Source organism: Bacillus sp. FSL W8-1141, from assembly GCF_038593205.1.
Lineage (GTDB): Bacteria > Bacillota > Bacilli > Bacillales > Bacillaceae > Bacillus > Bacillus altitudinis.
Genome location: NZ_CP151973.1, coordinates 1,804,398 through 1,823,524 on the forward strand (window position 1 = coordinate 1,804,398; position 19,127 = coordinate 1,823,524).

The 19,127-nt window shown below is 41.0% G+C and carries 18 protein-coding genes; 4 read left to right on the forward strand and 14 right to left on the reverse strand.

Annotated elements, in window-relative coordinates; all coding sequences use genetic code 11:
* Positions 1-135: 135 nt before the first annotated feature.
* The 3 genes from NSQ52_RS09125 to NSQ52_RS09135 all read left to right on the forward strand — a co-directional run bounded on the left by NSQ52_RS09125 (position 136) and on the right by NSQ52_RS09135 (position 1,461).
* Positions 136-324: a hypothetical protein gene (locus NSQ52_RS09125; protein ID WP_024719068.1), complete on the forward strand. Its 189-nt coding sequence runs from the start codon at positions 136-138 to the stop codon at positions 322-324.
* A gap of 108 nt (positions 325-432) precedes the next feature.
* Complete coding sequence (locus NSQ52_RS09130; protein WP_139241398.1) at positions 433-600, forward strand: YdhR family protein; 168 nt, start codon at positions 433-435, stop codon at positions 598-600.
* 93 nt (positions 601-693) lie between these two features.
* Complete coding sequence (locus tag NSQ52_RS09135; protein WP_342474077.1) at positions 694-1,461, forward strand: pentapeptide repeat-containing protein; 768 nt, start codon at positions 694-696, stop codon at positions 1,459-1,461.
* 43 nt (positions 1,462-1,504) lie between these two features.
* Here NSQ52_RS09135 and NSQ52_RS09140 read toward each other — a convergent pair whose 3' ends face one another.
* The 6 genes from NSQ52_RS09140 to NSQ52_RS09165 all read right to left on the reverse strand — a co-directional run bounded on the left by NSQ52_RS09140 (position 1,505) and on the right by NSQ52_RS09165 (position 8,086).
* Positions 1,505-1,927: a cytidine deaminase gene (locus tag NSQ52_RS09140; RefSeq protein WP_096881476.1), complete on the reverse strand. Its 423-nt coding sequence runs from the start codon at positions 1,925-1,927 to the stop codon at positions 1,505-1,507.
* 224 nt (positions 1,928-2,151) lie between these two features.
* Entirely contained in the window at positions 2,152-3,078 is a 927-nt protein-coding gene (locus tag NSQ52_RS09145) for an alpha/beta hydrolase (RefSeq protein WP_096881477.1), read from the reverse strand.
* A gap of 26 nt (positions 3,079-3,104) precedes the next feature.
* Positions 3,105-3,506, reverse strand: coding sequence for a MerR family transcriptional regulator (locus tag NSQ52_RS09150; RefSeq protein WP_060832372.1), 402 nt, complete (start codon positions 3,504-3,506; stop codon positions 3,105-3,107).
* A 236-nt stretch (positions 3,507-3,742) separates the two neighbouring features.
* Positions 3,743-5,218 (reverse strand): family 1 glycosylhydrolase, encoded by a 1,476-nt coding sequence (locus NSQ52_RS09155; RefSeq protein ID WP_342474078.1) that lies wholly within the window; start codon positions 5,216-5,218, stop codon positions 3,743-3,745.
* 14 nt (positions 5,219-5,232) lie between these two features.
* Positions 5,233-7,125: a beta-glucoside-specific PTS transporter subunit IIABC gene (locus NSQ52_RS09160; RefSeq protein ID WP_342474079.1), complete on the reverse strand. Its 1,893-nt coding sequence runs from the start codon at positions 7,123-7,125 to the stop codon at positions 5,233-5,235.
* 118 nt (positions 7,126-7,243) lie between these two features.
* Positions 7,244-8,086, reverse strand: a complete 843-nt coding sequence (locus NSQ52_RS09165; protein ID WP_342474080.1) for a PRD domain-containing protein — start codon at positions 8,084-8,086, stop codon at positions 7,244-7,246.
* A 375-nt stretch (positions 8,087-8,461) separates the two neighbouring features.
* Between NSQ52_RS09165 and NSQ52_RS09170 the strand changes: the two genes are divergently transcribed.
* Positions 8,462-8,770, forward strand: a complete 309-nt coding sequence (locus NSQ52_RS09170) for a DUF4870 domain-containing protein (RefSeq protein ID WP_007499277.1) — start codon at positions 8,462-8,464, stop codon at positions 8,768-8,770.
* Between the two features lie 54 nt (positions 8,771-8,824).
* On the opposite strand, the gene NSQ52_RS09175 is transcribed toward NSQ52_RS09170, so the two are convergent.
* The 8 genes from NSQ52_RS09175 to NSQ52_RS09210 form a co-directional block, all read right to left on the reverse strand.
* Positions 8,825-10,228: a HAMP domain-containing sensor histidine kinase gene (locus tag NSQ52_RS09175; RefSeq protein ID WP_144680424.1), complete on the reverse strand. Its 1,404-nt coding sequence runs from the start codon at positions 10,226-10,228 to the stop codon at positions 8,825-8,827.
* 2 nt (positions 10,229-10,230) lie between these two features.
* Positions 10,231-10,938, reverse strand: coding sequence for a response regulator transcription factor (locus NSQ52_RS09180; RefSeq protein ID WP_008343743.1), 708 nt, complete (start codon positions 10,936-10,938; stop codon positions 10,231-10,233).
* Between the two features lie 131 nt (positions 10,939-11,069).
* Positions 11,070-12,335, reverse strand: a complete 1,266-nt coding sequence (locus NSQ52_RS09185) for a glucuronoxylanase (RefSeq protein WP_342468056.1) — start codon at positions 12,333-12,335, stop codon at positions 11,070-11,072.
* A gap of 41 nt (positions 12,336-12,376) precedes the next feature.
* A complete protein-coding gene (locus NSQ52_RS09190) occupies positions 12,377-13,921 on the reverse strand; it encodes a glycoside hydrolase family 43 protein (protein ID WP_144680429.1) in 1,545 nt (514 codons plus the stop codon).
* 223 nt (positions 13,922-14,144) lie between these two features.
* Positions 14,145-15,605, reverse strand: a complete 1,461-nt coding sequence (locus NSQ52_RS09195) for a CoA-acylating methylmalonate-semialdehyde dehydrogenase (RefSeq protein ID WP_041092751.1) — start codon at positions 15,603-15,605, stop codon at positions 14,145-14,147.
* 374 nt (positions 15,606-15,979) lie between these two features.
* A complete protein-coding gene (locus tag NSQ52_RS09200) occupies positions 15,980-17,311 on the reverse strand; it encodes an alpha-glucosidase/alpha-galactosidase (protein ID WP_007499268.1) in 1,332 nt (443 codons plus the stop codon).
* Positions 17,312-17,342: 31 nt separating this feature from the next.
* On the reverse strand, positions 17,343-18,173 hold the full coding sequence (locus NSQ52_RS09205) for a carbohydrate ABC transporter permease (RefSeq protein ID WP_039167804.1): 831 nt from the start codon (positions 18,171-18,173) through the stop codon (positions 17,343-17,345).
* Positions 18,173-19,105, reverse strand: coding sequence for a sugar ABC transporter permease (locus tag NSQ52_RS09210; RefSeq protein WP_058337207.1), 933 nt, complete (start codon positions 19,103-19,105; stop codon positions 18,173-18,175). Before NSQ52_RS09210 ends, NSQ52_RS09205 begins: the two co-directional genes overlap by 1 nt.
* Between the last annotated feature and the right edge of the window lie 22 nt (positions 19,106-19,127).

Below are 19,127 nucleotides of genomic sequence, written 5' to 3' on the forward strand. Positions count from 1 at the left end.
TTCATGAAAAAAAACAATCTCCTACCATCATATGATACACTCCATTAAGGACGGTTAAAGGTTGTCGAATCATAACAATGATACTTAGATCAGTAGGTCTCCATTGTTCTCACTCTAAGTGTAAGAGGTGTTTCTATGAATAAATTATTGGCCATGTTGATATTAGGATTGAGCTTTAGTGGTGCTGCGCTCATTCTTTCAGTCCCTTTGTTATTCAAACCGAAACCAGAACAATTTGAGCTGGTGTTTGCTGCTGGATCAGCGGGCGCTTTCGCAGTATTCGCTGTCTCATGCCTAGTTCTTCGAAAACGATTCAATCGCTAAAAAACCTAAACAAATACCCATTGTTTATGACGGTGGATTTTGTTTAGGTTTTTGTGATTTACCTTAGTGTTCAGTCAAAGAATGTATACAAGCTGACCCCGATAGGGAATCTACTTATTCAAAACAAAAGAAACCGCTGAAACATATCACGATATGCACGCTAAACGAATCACTAGCTTTGGCATAATAGACATCAATGCGAAAATCTTTAATATGAATTCTGACATTCCTCATATCACAAAAGGTCCATTAAACGCATATCGTTTTGTGATATAATCTTGAGTCAAAGACAAGCGCTAAGAGAAAATGAACTGGCTGAATGGACATCATGATTGTGAAAAATTCTGAAGAAATGATGGGGTGATAGCGATGAGAAGACTTGAGTCTGGTATATCAGTAGATAACGAAACATTTTCTGATGTTGCCAGGTATGAAAACGAAACAATCAGCAGAACGACGATCATCAACTCAAATGTTCGTTCTCCTATTTTTTGGAGCTGTCACTTGGATCATCTTGTATTTGATACGTGTGATCTGACGAATGCGAGATTTTTTGCCGGTAGTACGATTGATCATTGTACTTTTAGTCGTTCAGACTTGCGCTCTGTGGGCATTGGCAAAAACGAAGCTGTCTTCACCAATTGCGAATTTTCTTCTTGCGATATGAGGGGAATGACATTGGAGAATGCTACGTTTATTGATTGTACTTTCTCTAATTGTAGATTCAATGACCGTGTTTTACAGGCAGCGAACATCGTCAATTGTACCTTTGCTGGTAAGCTAATAGATATAACGTTTGAGGGAAATGGCAAACAAAAGCTGATCGCCAATTTTGAAAACTGCACCCTTGATGGTGTTCGTTTTATAGGCTGTGACCTAGCGGCATGTATTCCGCCAGCATCCAAACACCATTTATATGTTGAACATGTATCTGCACGAGTGAAAAAGGCCTTAGAGAAGATAGATGATGATCCTACTCTGTCTGACCATGATCGGAAAATACTAGTGCGGAGTCTGCGGAAGCTTGAACAAATGGAACAGTATATTTTTAACACGAAATATATGGAGAACATACATGGGGCCGCTTTTGTTGAACGCTTTTTCAGTCATCTTGGATGTAGCAAGGATCACATGTAACGTTTGCTACATCCCTTTTCCTATTTTATCTTTATGTGGTGCATCAGCTTCGAGTATATTTGAGCGGAATGAGTTCTTCGATTTTCACCTTGACCAGCTTCCCATCCATATCAAGAATGACAAAACATGTTGGCCCAAAGTCTGAAATGAGCTCTCGGCAGATGCCGCAAGGGCTGACTACCCTAATTCTTCTATCTTCTTCATCTGAATAAGGGTGTCTCACTGCAACAATTGTATCAAAATCTTTGTATCCATTCGATAAAGCGCTACCAATCGCAATGGCTTCTGCACAAACAGTTACCCGTCCGATATAGGCTTCTATATGGACAGCTGATATGATTTCTCCTGTTTTCATGCGGATCGCTGCCCCTACATGATGCTTGTCATCTTCATAAAGACTGATAATCTTCTTTTTTGCTTCGTCTATTAATTCGATATCTTCTTGTGATAGATCAATCGTTTTCATTGCGTTCCCCTTTCGCCTCACTGCTCGTATGTATTATACCAAACATGAGGTGATGAACTGAACTTCACTCTCCTTTACAAACCAGCCAAAAGACCGTTTAATCTGTAGTGCATTGCCATTTTGAATGTATTTCATATTCAATTGAAAAAGGCTGCTTTCAAATAAGCAGCCTTTTCGCCTATTTACATCAGAACATGTACCCTTTCTAGGTGTGAACTGAATCCCTAACGATTGATCACTTGAATGATTTTCTTCAGAGCATCTGCCGCTTCTGGAATTGGCATGACAACAAACACATGCAGCATTTCAGGATAAACAAAGGTTTTGATGTCCATTCCTTGTTCTGATAGTTTTTCATCTAGCTTTATGGCATCTGGATATAACATATCATGTGTTCCGATAAAATGAGTGATCTTCCCGAGCCCTTTAAAGTCACCGTAAATGGGACTAATCAATGGATCTGTGAGACTTTGATCAGCTGCCCACATTTTTGTGATGACTTCCATTCCTTGATGACCTAGAATCGGATCCTTTTTTGCATATTCAAATATGAGAGGGTTGCTCATGCTCATATCCACACACGCAGATAGTAACACGATATCCTTCGGCTGCGGCAGATCCTCTTTCTTTAAAAGGTGCGCAAGACCAAGTGAGATGTTTCCTCCAGCTGAATCTCCCATGATCGTCAATTGATTGGCACTTCCGGCAGTTTTCAGAAGGTCTTTATATAGGTTAAGCATTTTCGGATACGTATCCTGATTGCTATAATGAGGTACTTTTGGGTAAATAGGAGCGACTACTTTCGCACCTAGTGATTGCGCCATTTTATCCATGAACCACCAATGGACATTCAAAGGCTGATTTGTCCACGCGCCACCATGTAGATAGAGAATGACTTTTTGATTTTGTGATGCTTGTTCATTCAATGTGAAAACTTGGATGCCTTCGAATGTCTGCTCTTGTACCTCACTGATTAACTTCACATCATCCCCAATGGCATAAGGCTGCGTATTTTCAATTCCTTTTTGCTCAAGAAATTTTTTTGTCTGTTCGATACTAGAAAAACTCTCTTTATTACTTTGCGAAGCGAATAATGTTTCAAATTGAATACTTTCTTTAGACCGTTCACCATGATACATTTCTACACTCATTTTTTTCTCTCCTTCACTCAATAGGTTTATTGATCATCCTGCTTCGGAACACGAAATGATTCCAGGTAGACTTGTACTTTTTTTTCAGGGGTTTTTAATAAGTTAGATAAAAGGTCTTGAATGAGACGAAGGCTTTTAATTTTCTTTTCAATTTCTTCATGTTTAAGATGGACAATTTGTCTTAGGGTATCAAGGTCTATGTCTTGACTTAGCATGTCCATAATTTCAGCTATTTCCTTTAATGAATAACCGAGCGTTTTCGCATCTTTGATCAATTGAATTTTCACAACATAGTCGTCTGTATAGAATCTGTAACCGTTTGAACGTCGTCTTGGAACAGGCAATATGTTGTGCTCTTCATAGTAACGAATTGCGGCAGGACTCACTCCTGTTTTTTTGGCAAGTTCTCCTCTAGTCATCAACTCCATCGTTACTCCTTTTTTATTATTTTGTTTTACTATATGTACATTATAAAGGTTGAACTACACTTCAAGGTCAAGGTGAAACATTTTTCGGCTAACTTTTATTATCAAATGATTGTAGCGAAGAGATCTCTAGTGCTTGCTATGACATCATTAAGGTTACTTTTCGGTAAACAAATAAAACACCATCGCACCCGGCCAATTAAGGCGGATGCAATGGTGTCATCATTATTCCATCTGGATTATGATAAATCTTCCCCATTTGTTTCAATCACTTTTTTGTACCAGTAGAAGGAATCTTTTTTGTAACGATTTAATGAACCATTCCCTCTGTCGTCTTGATCTACATAGATCAAACCATAGCGCTTACTCATTTGAGATGTTCCGCAGCTAATTAAGTCAATACAACCCCATGGTGTATACCCCATTAAGTCGACACCTTCTTTGACTGCTTCTTTCATCTGTTCAATATGTTGTTTTAAATAATCAATTCGATAATCGTCGTGAATTTCTCCGTCTGGTGTCAATGTATCTCTTGCGCCAAGTCCGTTTTCACAAACAAATAAAGGTTTTTGGTATCTGTCATACAGTTTAATTAATGAAATGCGCAGACCCATAGGATCAATTGGCCAATCCCATTGTGATAACTCCAAATGCTCATTTTTGATTGGACTATCAAATGTACCCGCTAGCTCAGCTGCATCTTCTCGCGCTTCTGCTACGTGCGACATATAGTAGCTGATCGCCACAAAATCAACAATGCCCTCTTTCAAAATTTGCTCATCCTGCTTTTCGATATCCAGCTTTATGTCGTTATCAGCAAAATATTTCACCATGTATGTTGGATATTCACCTCTAGCTTGAACATCCGGATAGAACATATTCAATTGGTTCGATTTTACCGATTGCAGCTGGTCCTCTGGCTTCGTTGTTTTTGCATAGGCTTCAATTTGGTTAATCATACAGCCAATTTGTGCATGTGGAATGATTTCTTTTGCAGCCTTCACTGTGAGAGCGCTGGCGATAAATTGGTGATGTGATGCTTGATACGCAGCCTGTAATTTATGGTCTACTAGGTCCTCTAAAATTCCAGCACCGGTGTAAAGGCTGTTGAGGTTCATATTCATTTCATTGAATGTAATCCAATACTTCACTTTATTTTTATATCTTTCTAAAATGGCACGGGCATATTTTTCAAACAACGGGACAAGCTCTCTACTCATCCAGCCATTATATTTCTCTGTTAAAGTAATCGGCATTTCGTAATGAGACATCGTGACTAGCGGTTCAATTCCATATTTCGCACACTCATCAAATACGTTATCGTAAAAAGCCAATCCTTCTTCGTTCGGCTTGTCTTCTAAACCAGTTGGAAAGATTCTTGCCCATGAAATAGACAAGCGAAACACTTTAAAGCCCATCTCTGCAAATAGTGCAATATCCTCTTCATATCGATGGTAAAAATCGATTCCGCGTCTTTTCGGGAAATCAAATTCATCGGGTTGTTCCTTGTATCTTGTTAATTCAGCTGAACTCACATCGAAAGTAAAGTTGTTCACTTTTCCTTTTTCATAAGGATCTTTATATGCAGCAAAGTCTGACGTCGACAGGCCCTTGCCACCTTCTAAGTATGCGCCTTCTATTTGATTGGCAGCAGTTGCGCCACCCCATAAAAAATCATCTGAAAATCCTTTTTTTACATTCTTCATTTCAATCATCCCTTCTCTTTATATTAGTGAATAAGCATTAAGAGCTTATTTTGACCTGCGGTGACATGAGCGTCACCTGTATGAATCACATCAAGGTATTGCGTTGAATTTGTGACGATAATAGGTGTCACTACATCTAAATGGTTTGATTGAATCCCTTCTATATCAAACGATAATAAATGATCCCCCATCTTCATTTCATCGCCCTCTTTTACGAGTACATCAAAGAATTGGCCATTTAGGCTGACGGTATCAATCCCCACGTGGATCAATAATTCAATCCCATCATCTGAAACGAGTCCGATGGCATGTTTAGTAGGTGTAACAGTCACTACTTTTCCTGAGAACGGTGCTTGTACCACCCCCTTATCAGGCAAAATTGCGACTCCCTTCCCCATCATTTCACTTGAGAACACGGAATCATTCACTTCAGATAAAGGAATGATCTTTCCACTCATAGGTGCTTGAACTTCATAAGGGGTTGTTTGCTTAGATATTTGTTGATTCTCTGTACTCTCAGTGTGATTTGGCTTTTCTGCTGTTTGCTCGTTAGCGGCCGTGACAGACTCCTGAAATCCAAGGAGAATGGTGATGAGAAGTGACACGATGAAGCTAAGGGCGATTCCAATCAGAGCCAGCTGAAAATTATTTGTCCCTTTCATAATGTAAGTTGGCAGTGAAGTAATGCCTGGGATCGAAAAGGCTGTCGTTTTAACTGAAAATAAACCGTAAAAACATCCACCGACTGCGCCGCCAATTAATGAAGCATAAAAAGGTTTTTTTAGTCTAAGTGTGACTCCATAAATGGCTGGTTCTGTGATCCCGAAGAAACTAGGAAGCAATGTTGAAAGCGCTAATGACCTTGTTTCTACCCGCTTGGTGCGGATGATGACACCTAACACAGCGCCTGCTTGTGCCATATTCGCAATGAAATTCATCGGAAGCAGCATGATATCGTAACCCACTTTTTCAAAGCTGGCTAACGTGCTTGGGAAGAATGCGTAATGCATTCCAGTTAACACAATGAGTGGCATCAAGCCTCCCATTAATAAACCGGCAATCGGACCAGCGAAATTGAACAAAGAAGTGAAAAAGATTTCTAAATATTGCCCAGAAACGTTCCCAATAGGAGCGATAAAAGCCAGTGTAAGAGGAGCTGTGATCATCAGGCTCAGTACCGGTGTAAATACGATACTTAAGGATTTTGGGATCACTTTTGTTATCCACTTATCGACAAAACTTAGTAATAGCACACCTAAAATAATAGGTAATACAGAAGATGTGTAATTATTTAGTGGAATACTTAATCCTAAAAAACTTAACGGGTCTGCTCCTTTTGCTGCACCTTCGAGCATCGTTGGATATAGTAAAATTCCTGCTAATGCGAGTGCGAGAGATTCTCGCGTTTTAAATTTCTTCGCTGCCGAATAAGCAATGAGGAAAGGTAAAAAGTAAAAGACAGCATTTGAAAAAATTTGAAGTACTTGATAGGTAGAGCTTGTCTCCGCCAGCCAGCCTAAGCTAACGAACAGTGCCATGATCCCTTTGATCAATCCACTACCAACAATCGCTGGCAAAATAGGTGTGAAAATCCCGCTGATCACATCGAATACGACTTCAATTGGATTCAACTTTGACGTGTTTTTAACAGGAGCCGAATTATTGCTGCTATGACCTGCCAGATGATCGATTTCCTCATAAACCTCTGCTACCTTTGCTCCAATAATGACTTGGAACTGTCCACTTTGGAATTGAGCACCTAAAACACCATCTAATGTTTTCAGCTCATCTACTTTTACCTGTCTTTCATCGTTGAGATTAAATCTTAGCCGTGTGATACAATGCCAACTTTGAGATATATTTTCGGTTCCGCCAATTAATTTCACAATTTTTCCAGCCAATTCTTTGTTTTTCATGCCTTCACCCCTTCATTTTCACAAAAAAAACCTAAACAAAATCCACCATAGAAAAGATCATTCTTTCTCATGGAGATTTGTTTAGGTTAATGCTTTTTCATAACACGCCTAAATGAAATTATTTATTTTTTTGGTGTTCCTTTGTGATTCTCTCAATATGGATGACTAAAAAAACAAGTTCGTCTTCTGTCACATTCCAATTGAATTCTCGTTTTAACATTTCTTTGATGATCAATCCGCAGGCATAACTCTTCATATAACGATCCTGTATTAATTCTTTTAACGAGTCATCCATCTGCTGCGGTGGTTGATTGGTTTCCTGCCTGACAATAAAATATCTCAAGTGGGTAATAAACCTCGAATAATGCATGGATGATTTATCCAATATCATCTCGAAAATATTTTGAATAATTTTGACGATTTCTTTCGTAAGGTGAGTCATCTTAATGGTGTCTCCCATAGACTGACCATCTATTTGAGCGTTTACAAAATGCAGGGCAATGAGTGAAGCTTCAGTATCTTCAAAAGAAATGCCCATCATCTTTTGAATAATTGTCAGTGCTTTTTTCCCGACTTGATATTCTTGAAAATAGAGATGTGGAATTTCCCACACAATGGGGTTTTCATACGCCATTTTTTCTTCGTGTCTTTGAATAGCGAAAGTGAGATGATCGGATAGCGAAAAGAGCACGCTGGAACCTAACTTCTTATTCAACATCTCTTCGCCTACGCGAATGATTTTTTCAGTTAATAAAAGGATATCAGTTGGGATAGCGGCAAGTTGAGATTCTAATGGAGACGTCTGATCAGAATAAAATGTCTTACTGACAGCGCTCTCATCAAGGGTATCACCTTTCTTCTTTTTAAAACCTATTCCTGTTCCAAACACAACGACTTCATTTTGAGCCTCTGTTAGAGCTAATACAATATTATTATTTAAAACTTTAACGACGGTGAACATCCTCATCCCACCTTACCTAAAATGCTAAAAAAAGCATAAAAAAACACCAAAATCTCAGCAAACAACGTACAAATGTACAATCTGTTTACCTGACTTGGTGGTGCCTGATCATATCAGTAACACTCCTGCATCGGTTACGACTTTATTTTATACAGAGGGAATGACTAAAGTCAACTATTTTTTCAGAAAAAATAGATTGAAATACCTATAATGATTTTACCTTGCATTGATCATTCTACAGTTTAACAAATTTAAGGTTGCTGTAAGGTTCGGATTAATACGAGTTAAGGTTGAGGTTGTACAATGAGTTTGTAAGGAATTGAGGGATGAGTCAAATGGTCCCCTCTTCTAAATCAATCATAGAGGTGAAAAGCTTTGAGAGAAAATAAAATTTTGTCTTCATTATGTTACTTCAGTATCTTTTTTGCACCGTTTCTATTTCCGATTATCGTTTATTTCTTAGGAAAAGACGAAGTGAAATACCATGCGAAAAAATCACTATGGACACATATTATTCCTTATTTGATTTTCGGTCTTGGTATTGCCGGTTCAGGTTTACTTGGCATGAACGATATCAGTCATGCTGGTCCGTTCTTAATTGCAACGTATGCTGTGACATTCCTTGTGGCGATCTACTTCTTCATTTGGAACATTGTGAAAGGCATTAAAGTGTTTTCAGAATAATAGATGGAAAAACGGTTCTGTGATTGAGCAGAACCGTTTTTTTTGTATGTCCGTTTAAGCGGGTAATTGGATATCAATCGTTGTTCCTTCTCCTATCATACTTTGTATTGTAATATCTCCCCCGTGTTTTTGGATGATATCTTTTGCAATCGCCATTCCAAGACCTGAGCCTGCATGTGTCCCTCCTGTATTCGTCCCTCTATAGTAGCGGTCAAACACTTTTTCTAGTTCTGCCTCTTCAATTCCTTTGCCGTTGTCTTGAATGGTGATGTGGGTATGTTCTTTTTGTTCAAGCTGTACAATGATTTTCACATCAGCATCATTGTGAACAAGGGCATTTAAGATGAGATTGGTGACCGCTCTTCGTATGAGGATCGTATCAATATTCAGCATAAGCTTGTCTACATTCGTTTGCAGCTCAATGGTCTGATCTGCATATCTCGAATCGTTGAGGATATCAATTAACGTTTCACGCAGCAATGGCACAATGTTCACAAGCTCTTTATGCAGCATCACGTCGTTATTTTTCAGCCTTGTTGTTAAATTTAGATCCTCCATCACATCTTTGATGTACAATGATTTATTCTCAATGATGTCAGCGTAATGTCTGATATCTTGTTCTGAAAGAGAATAATTTGGATCTTTCATGATTTCTGCATAGCCTTGAATAGAGGATAATGGTGTTTTAATATCATGAGAAATATGACTGATCCACTCTTCCCGCATTTGCTCTAATTTGTCTTTTTCTTTTTGACTTGAAGCGAGCTGCTCGGATAAGTGATTGACATTATAAAACACATCTTTATATATTCCCTTAGTTGGCAGATTCGTCGTATAATCTCCGTTTGCGAGCCGCTGGATGCCGTAAATGGCACGGCCGAGCGGTTTGATGAGTTGCCGGCTGAATAAGTATCCAATGAATAAGGCAATGATGGCATCAATCGATAATAAAATCATCGTCCCGATATTGAATTGCGATATTAATTCTTTCGTATCAAAAGAAAATAAATATTTTCCGATGGAAGGGTCCTTAAATCCGATGAAGTAGCTGTATTCCTTACCCTTTCCATTTTTCCCCCCAGCATAGATCGTCGACATCAATTGCTTATCTTTATATTTATGTAAGTTTACAATTTCTATAGGTGTGTATTTGCTCTTTAAGCCTTTAGGTGCTAATGCATGATAGACGTCTTGTCCATTATCGTCTAATATTTGAATCCACGCATTTTGTTGTTTTAAGGCTTGCTGTCCTTCTTTACTCACAGTGATATTTTGATCAGACAAGGTGATGTATTGTTCAAATGTTCTTGTGAAGGTTTCCGGCGTATTTCCTTCGTTTTGCTGACTGCTTGCTTGTAGTACAAGCCATATCATGAATCCAAATAAGTTAATAAAGACCGTGATAATGGTCACGATAATGACAGAGACCATGTATCTGCCTGTTAATCGCCATTTCATCTTTACGCATCCTTTACAACAAATTTATAGCCAAGCCCTTTGACCGTCACGAGAAATTCTGGTGTAGATGGGGAATGTTCTATTTTTTCCCGCAGTCTTCGTATATGAACCATTACCGTATTATCAGAACCGAAGAAATCCTCTCCCCAAACCGTTTGATAAAGCGTTTCTTTACTGATTACGCGATTCGGATGCTGCAAGAAATAAGTCATCAACATAAGTTCTTTCGGAGTGAGCTCAATCGCCGCTCCGTTTTTCGTCAGTTCGGCTTGCTGCTCGTTTAACTCAAATGGGCCTTTTTTGATCACGGGCTCCGCTTGAGAAGGCTGTAAGTAGGATGACCGTCTTAGCTGGGCTTTTACACGGTAGGCGACTTCTTTTGGACTGAACGGCTTTGTAATATAATCATCACCGCCAATGGCAAGTCCTACAATTTTGTCTGATTCCTCTCCTTTTGCTGATAAAAAGATAATCGGAACATGCGAGACATCTCTGATTTGTTTGCAAATATCGTAGCCTTCTCCGTCTGGCAACATAATATCCAGTATGACGAGATCTGGTTGTTCTTGATGAAATTGCGTGAGCCCATCACGGGCAGTTGAAGCTGTTAACACCTGGTCAATGCCTTCTCTTGTTAATACGGTATGGATTAATTCTAAAATTTCTTTTTCGTCATCTATAATCAATACTTTGCTTTGAACCTTTGGCATGATGATCACTCTCCTGAAGTCATTGTTATTATTATACCCAAAGTGTTGACGTCGTGAAAAATCAACTTTCTATTTACACAGAAAAAAGCCAATTTTCTTTTTTAATGAGAAAATTGGCTTTTCGTGTTTCTTTAGCGTTTGACCACAAATGTTGTCACACTTTGAGCCGGGAGATGAGCCCAAAATTGATTTCCTGATATGTTTAAGTCAGTTCCAGGCTGAAGGTTGCTGCTGCCGCTCGTCACCCATCTAGACGCCTGAGAAACAGAGCCATTTTGCACGACGAAGTGTTGATTGACCCCTGCATTGTTTTTATTAATCGCGACAATGACGACCTGATTGTTTCCTTTATAGGCTGAGACGAAAACATTCGGTTCAGGGCTTTTCGTTGCATCAATCCTGACGTACCCTGGACGCACAAACTTGGAGAAGTGCGCCATGTTGTATCCACGTTTGCTAATCATTCCATCTTCTTTCATAGGACCGTATGATCTCCGGATGTACCACCACACATACGCCTGAAAGTCCCCTTCCACCATTGAATGGTGAATATGCTCTGATACCCCTAATGCCTCAGGCCAGCGGTCCGCTGAATTGTTATCACTATTCGGATAGTAGACCTCTGTCATCCATAGCTCTTTCCCTGCCCCTTTTTGTTTGAAAAGAGGGTACGGAAGCTGGCTAATTTGGGTTCCGTATAGATGTGCGCCGAGAATGTCCATATTTCCAAGCGCCTGCGGATCGTTTAAGATAGGATCTGAGATATTCTTAAGGTATTGAAACGATTCTGGTGCAATCACACGTGCATTAATGGAGCCGGCATTTTCTCTCATGAATCGCAGGATTTCCTGAGGTGTCCACCATGTCCATTCGTGTGCATAATCGGGCTCGTTTTGAACAGAAATCGCATAAAGATTGACTCCGTTGTTTTTCATGTAAGTGACAAAATCATTCAGATGCTGAGCATATGCTGCGTATTGATTGTATTTAAGCCGCTTGGCAGGTGATCCATTCCGGTTGAATGTTTCAACCATACTGCTTGGAGGATTCCAAGGGGAAGCAATGACTAGAGCACCATGCTCGATCGCTCGTTTGGCCGTCGCGACTTCTCTGCTCCAATTGTTTCTGTTTTCGTCTACATAAATTCTAAGAATGGAAAACCCTAACTGATTTTGTCCATTGCCAAAGGCGGTTTCCCTTTGTGGTGCTGTCAAATCACCAATCCAAGCTGGATGGTTCATTCCGCCAAAACCACGAATCACTTGTCTTTCTGCGTTGAGGTTAATGTTTGCGTCAGCTGCTGATACTTCAGTTACTCCGGGGCCTATGAACATGACAGACAGCATGGTGAAACACACCAATAAAGCAAGCATTGGTTTTTTTATACTTGACATCAAATTCCCCACTCCTCTATCAAACATTTAAGCACCTTTATTCGCTACCTTTGAGTAAACTGCCAAGAATCAAATTGGAATAGATTTCCCCCGCCTGTTCCGGTAAAGACAAAAAATACGTTGTGCACTCCGGATGCGCCGTTAATCGATGTTTCTATTTCCCGCCAGTTTTGTGTTCCACCGGTGGAAGGGACATTCAGTGTACCGACCAGTCTGCCGTTCGCGCTGCCAAGGCGTACTTCTATTTTCCCGCCTACTGTCGATGCGACATTGGCTTTAAATGTTCTAGCGCCATTTGAACCAAAGTCTACATTCCCTAAAGCGACCCAATCGCCATTTTGAATATTGGTGACATGCTGGTTATTCACTGGTCCTCCGGGTGCTGACGAGGCTTCTGTCAAAATGCGTCCATTCCAAGCGAATGTTTCAGCTTCAACACGTTGATATGGATTCAGATTAGATAGCTGTTTCACTCCTTCATAATTGGCTGCTACTTCTCGAAGGGAGCCATCTGCATTATGAACCAGCTTGTTAATATGTGGAGAGCGATAGCCTTTGCCGCTTCCGTATAATGCAGAGCTAACGGTTTGCGTATGATACACCACATACCACTCATTTTTAAAATTGAACACCGCATGATGGTTGTTACCGCCGCCACCAAAAAAAGCACCCGGATTTTTCAGAAAGTGTCCTTTATACGTGAACGGTCCCATCGGACTTGAGCTCGTCATATAGCCGATTTCACCAGGTGGTTTATCAGCAGGATGTGAGCCGCCAAAATTGATGCAATAGGAATAGTAATAGGTTCCGTTATACTTATGCATCCCTGAGTCTTCAAACATAAAAGGAGCATCAATGGTGGATGCGCTACTGGCCACACTTGTCATATCAGCACCTAGCTTCAAGACTCTTGCTGTTTTAGGATTTGCCCATTGTCCCTGCGTTGGATTGGAACCGCCTGGAACGCCTCCGCCGGCATATAGATAGCCAGTGCCGTCATCATCTACAAATACGGCCGGATCAAAAAGCCATACAACTCCGGACATGCCAGGTGTACTTGGCGTAACGAGTGGTTTTCCAATCGGATCAGTCCATGGGCCGATCGGGCTGTCTGCTGTAAGGACACCTATCCCTCCGCCGCTGTTAGCGAAATAAAGGAAAAATTTATCCTTTCCGTTGATCTTCTTTACCGCTGCTGATGGGGCCCATGATGCGCCTGCCCATTTGGCAATGCCTCTGCCGCCGTTTGCCCCATTTGCCCCCGCTACTGGAATCGCTCCGTGATCGGTCCAGTTGACCATATCCGCCGAAGAGATGACGAATACTCTATTCAGATTTGCAAATGAATTGTCCTTAATCGTTCCGTTGCTTTGATATTCATAGTCATCACTCGACATATAAAGGTACACTCTTCCGTTATAGGTAAGCGCAAACGGGTCTGCTCCTAAGTGATGGTCAATGAGCGGGTTTGCATTTCCTACTTGCTTGGCAATAGGAGTGCTTGCCGCATTCGCTTTATATACCGGCAAACAACTCAGTACCAAAGTGAAGATCAATAAACAAACGCTGCACTTCATCCTCGTCCTCATCGTGTCATTTCCTCCTGTTTTCATCTTCCTGATATTGGGGTTTAGGCCCAATTTCAAATTATGTTGATGTTTCGTGATGAAGAATGAATACAAAGAATGATTTCTCCCTGTGAATCCTTGTAAAGAGTGCGATGAAAACCCTTACTTTTTAACTAGAAGACAACAAAAAAATGCAGTCTCCATTTTGGAGCTGCATTCTTCCTAAATGTTCAATAAATGTAGGCTACATATACCGAGCGGTCACCATTTTCTTTCTCGTGTAAAACTCTACTCCGTCTGTTCCATTGGCGTGCAAGTCTCCGTAGAAGGAATCTTTCCAGCCGGAAAATGGGAAGAAAGCCATTGGAGCAGGAACACCAATGTTAATGCCTAACATGCCGGCTTCGATGTTTTCACGAAATTCTCTTATGCTTGAAGCGCTGTCTGTGTATAGGCAGGCACCGTTTGCGAATTTTGATTGATTGGACAGGTCGATTGCTTCTGCGAGTGATGAGACACGGACAATGGATAAGACTGGGGCAAAAATCTCGTCCTGCCAGATTTTCATTTGATTTGTGACATGATCAAAGATCGTTGGTCCGACAAAATACCCTTCTCCATTTGTTTCGTTATCTTGTCTGCCATCACGAATCAGGCTTGCGCCTTCTTCAATTCCTGATTGGATATATTGAAGAGTTCGTTCTTTATGCTCTTTCCGAATGACTGGTCCGAGAAAGACATCTTCATTTATTCCGTTTCCGATGACAAGCTGGTTGGATTCATCGACCAATTGTTGAATCAAGTCGTCCGCCACGTCTTCTTCCACTGCGACAACGGCTGCTGCCATGCAGCGTTCACCTGCTGATCCAAAAGCAGCGCCAATGATCTGTTTTGTTGCCGATTCTAAATCAGCATCTTTCAAGACGATGGAGTGATTTTTTGCACCGGCAAGTGCTTGTACACGTTTACCATGTGCTGTCCCTTTTTTATAGACGTATTCTGCGACTGGCTGAGAGCCGACAAACGAAATGGCTTTTACCTTTTCATGTTCAAGTAGACCGTTTACTACATCGTGAGCGCCATTGACAATGTTGAGCACACCTTTTGGAAGTCCCGCTTCTTCAAATAGTTCTGCTAACCGTGCAGCAAGGATTGGCGTCCGTTCTGAAGGCTTTAAAACAAATGTATTTCCACAAGCGATGGCAAGCGGGAACATCCAGCATGGGACCATCATCGGAAAGTTAAACGGGGTAATGCCGCCGATGACGCCAATTGGGTAGCGGTACATGCCAGACTCTAGACCAGTCGCAATATCAGGCAGTTGTTTCCCCATCATTAAGGTTGGTGCACCAGCGGCAAATTCCACACATTCAATTCCTCGCTGCACCTCTCCTTTTGCTTCTGTTACACTTTTTCCGTTTTCCAGCGTGACGAGTTCAGCCAACTCATCCCATTTCTCAACGAGTAACTGTTGGTATTTAAATAAAATACGTGCCCGCCGGGGAACAGCTGTTTTAGACCAAGTGGTGAACGCTTCTTGTGCTGCTTGGACTGCATGTTCTACATCCGTTTTTGTTGAAAGCGGTACTTCTGCGATGACTTCGCCAGTAGCTGGATTATAAACAGCTTCCGTTTGGTTCGTTTCGGCGTCCACCCATTGTCCACCAATATAATTTTTCAACGTTTGTACATCTGTTTTGGTCATGTTCCCTCTCTCCTCTTTGTTTGGATTGTGATGCAATCGTGTGTTGATTTATCGTCATTGTCTCATCTAAGGGGCCTTCATCTGTATACACTCTTTGTCAAATGAAACCACAGTTTTGCTTTACGTTCTGATAAAACATGTGAAGTCTATCGCTTTCAGCTCTTTTGGTTCCGCAGATCTGTCCCCCCTTTTAGGTCGTTTTATCTGTGTGTCATGTGGCATGATCATGTTAACTAATTTACGGTGTATTTTTGGTTAACTGTTGGTTAACTTTAGAAAAATCATAATATTAAAAACACTTCCAGTCAATGATCAGTTTGTTGATCTAAAAAAACCTGATGCCAAGTGCATCAGGCTAAGACTATTTATGTTAGTTATTTAGAAGAAATTGCGTATTGACTCGGCTCTGTATAAGCCGGGAGCATCTCCCCGTGTGCTTCAATTAATTCATTACATAGTTTGATGGTGTCATCAATTGATAATTCAGCACTTGTATGCGGGTCTAATAATGCCGCTTGGTAAATGTGTTCTTTTTTGCCGCTGATTGCAGCTTCAATCGTCATGAGCTGTGAGCTGATATTGGTCCGGTTGAGTCCAGCCAATTGTTCAGGTATCTCTCCGATATAACATGGCATGATACCGCTCCGGTCTGCAACACATGGCACTTCGACACAGGCTTTTTCAGGAAGATTGTGAATGAGTCCACCTGTGTTCAGTACATTTCCACCAAATTTAAAGGGAACGTTCGTTTCAATCGCTTCAATGATACGTGAACCATATTCTTTAGAGCGCGTATGCGTGATCTGTGTGTTTCCCACAAGGTCATGTTTCATCGTATTCCAATTGTTGATTTGTTCCTCGCAGCGTCTTGGGTATTCATCGAGCGGAATGTTAAACTGTCCAATCAGTTCTGGATAACGAGATTTGATAAAATACGGATGATATTCTGCATTGTGCTCTGAGGATTCGGTGACATAGTAGCCGAATTTATCCATTAGTTCAAAACGAACCATATCTGGATGCCGCGTTTTTTGTTTTTCTTTTGCTCTTGCTTTGATTTCTGGATACAAGTCTTGACCGTCCCGTTTTACTTCTAATAACCATGCCATGTGATTAATGCCGGCAATTTTTTCTTCAATGCCTTCATGGTCCATTTCAAGTGATTGAAATAAATCTTTCGTACACACCTGTACGCTATGGCAAAGACCAACCGTTTGAACCCGAGTATAACGGAGCATAGCGCCAGTCAGTGTGGCCATTGGATTCGTGTAATTTAATAATAAGGCGTGTGGACACACCTCTTCCATATCCTTTGCGAAGTCCAGCATCACGGGAATGGTTCGAAGTGAACGGAAAATGCCGCCGATGCCAACTGTATCCGCAATCGTTTGTCTTAATCCATATTTTTTTGGAATCTCAAAATCAATGACAGTGCTTGGCTGATAGCCTCCCACCTGGATGGCATTGATGACATATTTCGCATTCTTTAAGGCTTCTTTCCGGTTGTGATACGACTGAATAGTCACATGTGCACCGTAGTTCTCTTTTAAGTGACGCAGCATCGTTTCTGATTCTTTCAGCCGGTTGTGGTCGATATCATATAACGCAAATTCAAAGCCGGCAAGTGCGGGAACGAACAGACAATCTCCTAATATATTTTTAGCAAACACGGTACTTCCTGCACCGATAAATGTAATTTTAGACATAGACGACACTCCTTTTTACATCAAGGTTGGATTACCCTTTAACAGAGCCTTGAGACAGCCCTGCGATAAAGTATTTTTGCAAAAGTAAAAACATCGTGACCATTGGCAGCATCGCAATGAGAGCAGCGGCGCCAACGAGCTGGAGCTGGTGTTGATTTTGACCAAAGAAATTGGATAAGGCGACTGTCAGTGTATGCATCTCTTTATCTTGCAAGAAGAAGATGGCAAATTGATAGTCGTTCCAAATATACACACAGGCAATGATTAAAACAGAAGCGGTAATCGGCTTCAGCAGCGGAAAAACGACGGTGAAAAAGACTCTAAGTGTTCCCGCACCATCAATACGAGCGGCTTCTTCAAGCTCCTTTGGAATCGTCGACCGGATAAAACCGGCATATAGAAAAATCGTCAGTGGCAAAAAAGCAGCAACATTGTTTAAAATAGCGATTTGATAAGTATTCATCATGCCAATTTGTACAACCATTTTGTATAGCGGGACAAGGGCGGTGAGCGGCGGTATGACCATAATGGCAATGAATAAGAGATACACCGCTTGATTCAGCTTTGTTCCTCTTCTTGCGAGTGGATAGGCGGCAAGTGATCCAAAGATGATGAGTAGGGCAGCGGAGCTGAACGTAATGATCACTGTATTCAAAAAGGACTGGCCAAGCTGAGCATCTGTCCATGCCATGCGAAAGTTTTCAAAATGAAGCGTTGATGGGAACAACCATTTTGAGCTAAAATCTCCTATCCCCTTTAGAGAGGTCGTGACTAAAATATAAAATGGAATCAGGTGCAGCAATGTTATCAAAAGGGCGAGTAAGGAGTACCATCTTTTCTTTCGTTTATAGGCGTTATCCATCACACCTCGGTCTCCTTTCGTTTGAAATAAATAAGCGCTGCAACACTAACGACAAGGATGATGACAGCCATAAAGACACCTTGCGTCGCTGCATAGCCTGCATCCTGCCGTTTGAAATACAAATCGTACATAAAAGTCGACATCGATTGCGAGGAATCTCCGGGTCCTCCGCCAGTGAGGGCGACAATGACATCAAATAATTTAAGTCCACCGATCACATTGAGCACAACATTGATGGTGATAGATGGCATTAAAAGTGGTAATGTGATTCGCCAAAATTGCTGAAGACCTGAAGCTCCGTCGAGTTGTGCTGCTTCATAATAATCTTTAGGAATGCTTTGGAGTCCTGCTAAATAAATGATCATGGCAATCCCGACGAATTGATACGTGTTCACAAACACGATGATCCAAGTGTTTAGCTGCGGATTACCAAGTGCGTTCATTGGATTAAATCCAAAAAGGGTAACTACGTCGTTTAAAGCACCACCTTGGTACGCAAATACAAAATACCAAATATAGCCCATAGCAATCGGGCTGATCATGACGGGTAAATAGATCACCGTTCTTGTGATGGCTCTCATTTTTAAACTTTGATTTAATAAGAGTGCATATCCAAGACCAATCATATTTTGTAAGATGGTGCTCCCGATGCCGTAAAGAAGGGTATTTTTCACAACAAGCCATGTGGTTGGATCTTGCAGTAGACGTTTGTATTGATCCAGTCCGATCCACTTATACTGTTGTGAGAAACCGTTCCAATTTGTAAAAGAGAGCTGAATCCCGTTAAAAAAGGGATAAATGATAAAGGTACTGACAACGAGAACAGCAGGCAGATACATCCACCAAAGTGAAGAATTTTGGCTATTTTTCATCTTCTGTTTTGGAAAAGAGGTAAATGTCGCCGCCTGTTTTTCTTTTGTGATGTCACTCATTGGCTTCACTCCTGTTTCAGCA

Coding starts and splice junctions, on each gene's coding strand:
- NSQ52_RS09135 (WP_342474077.1), top strand. CDS start 694: ATGAGAAGACTTGAGTCTGGTATATCAGTAGATAACGAAACATTTTCT.
- NSQ52_RS09180 (WP_008343743.1), bottom strand. CDS start 10,938: ATGCCAAAGGTTCAAAGCAAAGTATTGATTATAGATGACGAAAAAGAA.
- NSQ52_RS09160 (WP_342474079.1), bottom strand. CDS start 7,125: ATGAAAAACAAAGAATTGGCTGGAAAAATTGTGAAATTAATTGGCGGA.
- NSQ52_RS09140 (WP_096881476.1), bottom strand. CDS start 1,927: ATGAAAACGATTGATCTATCACAAGAAGATATCGAATTAATAGACGAA.
- NSQ52_RS09155 (WP_342474078.1), bottom strand. CDS start 5,218: ATGATTGAAATGAAGAATGTAAAAAAAGGATTTTCAGATGATTTTTTA.
- NSQ52_RS09145 (WP_096881477.1), bottom strand. CDS start 3,078: ATGAGTGTAGAAATGTATCATGGTGAACGGTCTAAAGAAAGTATTCAA.
- NSQ52_RS09125 (WP_024719068.1), top strand. CDS start 136: ATGAATAAATTATTGGCCATGTTGATATTAGGATTGAGCTTTAGTGGT.
- NSQ52_RS09195 (WP_041092751.1), bottom strand. CDS start 15,605: ATGACCAAAACAGATGTACAAACGTTGAAAAATTATATTGGTGGACAA.
- NSQ52_RS09175 (WP_144680424.1), bottom strand. CDS start 10,228: ATGAAATGGCGATTAACAGGCAGATACATGGTCTCTGTCATTATCGTG.
- NSQ52_RS09190 (WP_144680429.1), bottom strand. CDS start 13,921: ATGAGGACGAGGATGAAGTGCAGCGTTTGTTTATTGATCTTCACTTTG.
- NSQ52_RS09150 (WP_060832372.1), bottom strand. CDS start 3,506: ATGGAGTTGATGACTAGAGGAGAACTTGCCAAAAAAACAGGAGTGAGT.
- NSQ52_RS09210 (WP_058337207.1), bottom strand. CDS start 19,105: ATGAGTGACATCACAAAAGAAAAACAGGCGGCGACATTTACCTCTTTT.
- NSQ52_RS09200 (WP_007499268.1), bottom strand. CDS start 17,311: ATGTCTAAAATTACATTTATCGGTGCAGGAAGTACCGTGTTTGCTAAA.
- NSQ52_RS09165 (WP_342474080.1), bottom strand. CDS start 8,086: ATGTTCACCGTCGTTAAAGTTTTAAATAATAATATTGTATTAGCTCTA.
- NSQ52_RS09205 (WP_039167804.1), bottom strand. CDS start 18,173: ATGGATAACGCCTATAAACGAAAGAAAAGATGGTACTCCTTACTCGCC.